The sequence below is a fragment of the Bradyrhizobium sp. PRIMUS42 genome, assembly GCF_023006515.1.
In the GTDB taxonomy this organism is placed as follows: Bacteria; Pseudomonadota; Alphaproteobacteria; order Rhizobiales; family Xanthobacteraceae; genus Bradyrhizobium.
Genome location: NZ_JALBGZ010000495.1, coordinates 1 through 4,866 on the forward strand (window position 1 = coordinate 1; position 4,866 = coordinate 4,866).

6 protein-coding genes are annotated in these 4,866 nt (G+C 65.9%); 2 read left to right on the forward strand and 4 right to left on the reverse strand.

The features are described from left to right. The coding region (locus tag MOV75_RS27540; protein ID WP_247006936.1) for a LysR family transcriptional regulator at window positions 1-231 on the reverse strand (231 nt) is incomplete at its 3' end. Between the two features lie 98 nt (window positions 232-329). Here MOV75_RS27540 and MOV75_RS27545 point away from each other — a divergent pair. Next, window positions 330-1,241: a DMT family transporter gene (locus tag MOV75_RS27545; protein ID WP_246930488.1), complete on the forward strand. Its 912-nt coding sequence runs from the start codon at window positions 330-332 to the stop codon at window positions 1,239-1,241. A gap of 12 nt (window positions 1,242-1,253) precedes the next feature. Next, entirely contained in the window at window positions 1,254-2,027 is a 774-nt protein-coding gene (locus MOV75_RS27550) for an MBL fold metallo-hydrolase (RefSeq protein WP_246930490.1), read from the forward strand. A gap of 106 nt (window positions 2,028-2,133) precedes the next feature. Here MOV75_RS27550 and MOV75_RS27555 read toward each other — a convergent pair whose 3' ends face one another. The 3 genes from MOV75_RS27555 to MOV75_RS27565 form a co-directional block, all read right to left on the reverse strand. Beyond that, the gene (locus MOV75_RS27555) at window positions 2,134-2,904 is read right to left on the reverse strand and encodes a TIGR02186 family protein (RefSeq protein WP_246930492.1); all 771 of its coding nucleotides are present in this window, start codon (window positions 2,902-2,904) and stop codon (window positions 2,134-2,136) included. After that, on the reverse strand, window positions 2,901-3,818 hold the full coding sequence (locus tag MOV75_RS27560; protein WP_246930494.1) for a sulfite exporter TauE/SafE family protein: 918 nt from the start codon (window positions 3,816-3,818) through the stop codon (window positions 2,901-2,903). The genes MOV75_RS27555 and MOV75_RS27560 overlap by 4 nt, the downstream gene beginning before the upstream one ends. A 349-nt stretch (window positions 3,819-4,167) precedes the next feature. After that, window positions 4,168-4,866, reverse strand: a 699-nt coding sequence (locus MOV75_RS27565) for a tetratricopeptide repeat protein (protein WP_247006937.1), incomplete at its 5' end; no start/stop codon positions are given.

The window sequence follows — 4,866 nt, forward strand, 5'->3', positions numbered from 1 at the left end:
CTCAGCAAGCGAGAGCAGCCGCCGCGCATAGGACAGCAGCCGCTCGCCGGCCTCGGTCGGGCGCACGTTCTTGCCGTCGCGATGCAGCAGCACCTGGCCGACGTCTTCCTCCAGCCGCTTGATCTGCTGGCTCACGGTCGACTGCGTGCGGTGGACACGTTCGCCGGCGCGGGTGAAGCCGCCGGCCTCGACCACCGAGACGAAGCTGCGCAGCAGTTCGAGATCGAGCATGGCCGTCTCCATTCGAAAAACCACTGACAAGGAGTTAATCATTTAATTTCCAAATGACAAGCGGCCTCCCTAGATCGAGGGTTCAGGAGAATGCCCGCATGTCGCTCGCCCCCTCGATTTCGGTTCCCGGCCGCCGTTTCAACACGCTGCCGCTTGCCATCGGCCTGTTCTGCCTGCTCTGGAGCTACGCCTTCGTCGCCGGCAAGATCGGCGTCACCCATTGCCCGCCGCTGATCCTGCTCGCCGCGCGGTTCTCGCTCGCCGGCATTTTGATCCTGGGCGCCACGCTGATCCGAGGCGACTGCTGGTCGCTATCCTGGCGCGACGCGGCGATCTTCGCCGTGCTCGGCATCGCCAACAACGCGCTCTATCTCGGGCTCGGCTACACCGGCCTGCAATCGGTCTCCGCCGGCCTCGGCGGCCTGATCGTGTCGGCCAATCCGGTGTTCACCGCCGCGTTAGCGGCCCTGCTGCTCGGCGAAGGCATGACCTGGCGCAAGGCCGGCGGCCTGTTGCTCGGCGTCATCGGCGTGACCGCGATCGTCTGGCATCGCCTGTCGGTGGGCACGGATTCCCTGCATGGCATCGTGTTCACGCTGGCTTCGCTGGCCTCGCTCGTCGCCGGCACCATCCTGTTCAAGCTGCTCGCGCCGAAGGGGAGCCTGTGGATCGGCAACGGCGTGCAGAATCTCGCTGCCGGCATCGTGCTGACGCCGGTCGCACTGACCTTCGCCGACATCCACGCGATCGATGTCACGCCGGGCCTGATCGGCGCCTTCGCCTTCCTCGTGCTGGGCGGCTCCATCCTGGCCTACTGGCTCTGGTTCCATCTCCTGAAAGTGTGCGGCGCGACCGCAGCCAGCGCTTATCATTTCCTGATGCCGCCGCTCGGCATGCTGTTCGCGTATCTCGTCCTCGGCGAGCACGTCGAGGCCCGCGATCTGCTCGGCATCATTCCGGTTGCACTCGGCATTTATCTGGTGACCCGGCCCGCAAAGCCCGTCTCGTAACAGGAACTCATCATGCCCATTTCCATCACCCTGATCGGTGGCCCGACTGCGCTGATCGAGATCGACGGCTTCCGCCTCCTCACCGATCCGACCTTCGATGCGCCCGGCGCCTATCAGTTGCCGCATGTGAAGCTGGAGAAGACCATCGGCCCCGCGTTGAGGCCCGATGCGATCGGTCCGGTTGATGCTGTGCTGCTCAGCCACGATCAGCATTCGGACAATCTCGACAATTCGGGGCGCGAATTCCTGAAGCATGCCAAACGCGTGCTGACCACCGAAGCCGGTGCCAAACGTCTCGGCGGTCATGCCGAGGGTCTTGCGCCCTGGGCCACCGCCCACATCAAGGACCGCGACGGCCATTCGCTGACCATCACCGCGACGCCGGCGCGTCACGGCCCGGCCGGCATCGAACCGCTGTCGGGCGATGTGATCGGCTTCGTGGTGTCCTCGAACCGCAAGGACACCAGCGCGGTCTATGTCAGCGGTGATACCACCTGGTTCGACGGCGTCGCCGAAGTCGCGCGCCGCTTCAAATGCGGCGTGGTGCTGCCCTTCGCCGGCGCCGCGCAGACGCGCGGGCCATTCCATCTCACCATGGACACCAACGACACCATCGAGACCGCGCGCGCCTTCCCCGATGCGATGATCGTGCCGGTCCACACAGAAGGCTGGGCGCATTTCCGTCAGAACAGCGAGGATCTCCGCAAGACGTTCGACGTGCTGGGTTTCGGAACGCGGCTGCGGCTGCTGGAGCCGGGCGTGCCGACGGTGATCGAGGCGCCGTAGCTGCCGCGGGCGTCATTGCGAGGAGCGAAGCGACGAAGCAATCCAGGATCTCTCCGCTGAGGCAGTCTGGATTGCTTCGCTGCGCTTGCAATGACGGAGTGTGCGGCTAATCCTTCCGGAACACGATCGACGCCATCCAGCCCGTCATCAGCGCCATTGCCGCGGTGACGAGGCCGTAGATCAGCCCGTTCTGCCTGGCGGTGGTGGCGACGAACTGCTCGAAACCCACCTTGACGATCTCGAACGCGGTCTCGGTCTTGCCGATGAATGCGCCGTTCGCAAACAGCTTGATCTCCACCTCATAGGTGCCGATCGGCACCTCCGCCGGCAATGGAATGCCGGTGCGGAACAGGGTCGGCGTCAGGAAGGTCACCGCGCTCGGATCCTCGCGATAGAGTCCGCGCTGGGTGCGCAGGCGGATGAAGGCGGACCGGAACACATCGTTCGGCACCACGTCGGCATAATCGCCGCCGACCCGCTGCGTCAGCAGCACGTTGTTCAGTCCGATCTGCTGCCGCCGCGCGATCTCGGGCGAGGTGATCGCGTCGAAGGGGCGGTTGGCGAACAGCGCCAGATAGCTCGGCACCTGCAGGAACTGCCGGTAGTCGGTGTTGATCCAGATCCCGAAGGTACGTTCCTTGCGCCGCGTCATCATGTCGGCGCGCGGGCCCATCACGGTGACCACGAGATCATAGGCCGTGCGATCGGCGGGCGTCGTCGCATCCTTCTCGACCGAGCCGAACAGCACCAGCTCCTCACCGGAATAGTTCGGTGTCACCGTGACGCGGTGGTTGGAGACCGAGACGATCAGCCGCTCGGCGCGCGCGGCTGAGCCGAGCAGCAGGACGAGCAGGAGTGCGAGAGCTGCGCGCATCATCCGCTCACTCCGAGCTCACGGATGGTGAAGAGATCTTCGGGGCGGATCACCAGCTCGATCGCGAAGCGGACGCCGACCGAGAGGATCAGGAGGCCGAGCAGCAGCCGCAGCTGCTCGCCGCGGATCTTCTGCCCGGCGCGGACGCCGAACTGCGCGCCGGTGACGCCGCCGACCATCAGGATCAGCGCCAGCACGGCGTCGACGAGGTGGTTGGTCACCGCATGCAGCAGGGTCGCGAACAGCATGGTGACGAGCGTCAGGACCATCGAGGTCCCGATCACCGTCGAGGTCGGCACCCTCAACAGGTAGATCATGATCGGCACCAGGATGAAGCCGCCGCCGATGCCCATGATGGCGCCGATGAAGCCGATCATGATGCCGACGATCACCACAGGGATGACCGACAGATAGATCTTCGAGCGCTTGAACCGCATCTTCAGCGGCAGGCCGTGGATCCAGTTGTGCGTGCGTCGCGGCGGCAGCGCGCCGCGCCGGGTCCGCATCAGGGCGCGCAGGCCTTCGGAGAACATCAGGCTGCCGACCGTGGTGAGCAGCACCACGTAAGAGAGCGCGATCATCAGATCGAGCTGGCCGAGCGCGCGAAGCTGCGTGAAGGTCCACACGCCGAGCGCTGTCCCTGTCACGCCGCCGCAGAGCAGCACGCTCGCCAGCGCCGGATCGATCGCGCGCCGCCGCCAATAAGACAGCGCGCCGGAAAAGGAGGAGGCCGCGATGTGGCTCGTGACGGAGGCGACCGCGACCGCGGGCGTGATGCCGATGAAGATCAGGAGCGGCGTCATCAGGAAGCCGCCGCCGATTCCGAACATGCCCGAGACGAAGCCGACCGCAGCGCCCATGGCGAGCACCAGGAAGACGTTGACCGGAAGATCGGCGATTGGAAGATAGAGCTGCATTGAACCACGCGCCGGCGAGACGGATCGACTATCGCGGAAGGCCCGCGAGAAGATCGGAACGATTGCCGCGCCCCTCAATAGCGGAATTTGCTCGCGGGAGGGACCGGGAATTTCGGGCGTGGTGAATGAGGCAGGCAGCGTGATGAGAATGGGCTCAGTCGCTGTCACGACAAAGGTGCGCTCCCTCCCCCGCTTGCGGGGGAGGGTTGGGGAGAGGGTGTCTCCTCGAGCGAGAACCCCCAAGAGGCGAGAGCCCTCACCCGCGTCGCTCCGATCCGCGATCTCTCCCGCAAGCGGGAGAGGTGCACCGTGCGCGCGGCTCGCTCTGTCTGCCTAAAGCAATTCGCTTTTAATGCGCCGCCGAGGCCGAGCGCTTTGTCGCCACCGCCTTCGGCGCGGGCTTTGCATTCGCCTGCGGCGCGCTGTCCCAGCCGCCGTTGGGGGCCGGAACGTTGACTGCATCATCCGGCTGCGGTTCGGCGCTGAAGGTCTGGATCGCGAGCTTGGCAGCGGCGAGCGATTGCGGGTCGAGACGTTTTGCGACGTCGTCGCGCTTGCCGGAGGCATCCGCATCGCCCTGAGCGGCTGCCAGGCTGAACCATTTGTAGGACTCGGCGAGGTTCTGCTCGACGCCGATGCCGCGGGCATAGAGGATGCCGAGGTTGAACTGGCTGTCGGCGACACCGCGATCGGCCGCTTTCCGGAACCACTGCGCCGCGCTCTTGTAGTTGGCGCCGCGTCCACCGCCGTCGGCATCGAGGACTGCGAGATTGTGCATCGCCTTGGCGTTGCCGCGCTCGGCGGCCTGGGTGTAGTAGCGGCGGGCGATGTCGGCGTCTTTCTTCACCCCCAAGCCCTTTTCGTAGAGCGTGCCGAGGCGGAAGGTCGCGGGGATCACGCCGGCCTGCGCCGCGCGATCGTACCATTTGGCGGCTTCGTCGTAATTCGTCGCAACGCCCTTGCCCTCGGCAAAGCGCAGGCCGATCTCGTAGGCCGCGGTCGCGTCGCCCTTCATCGCGGCGGTGCGCAGGCCCGGGCCGCCGATGCC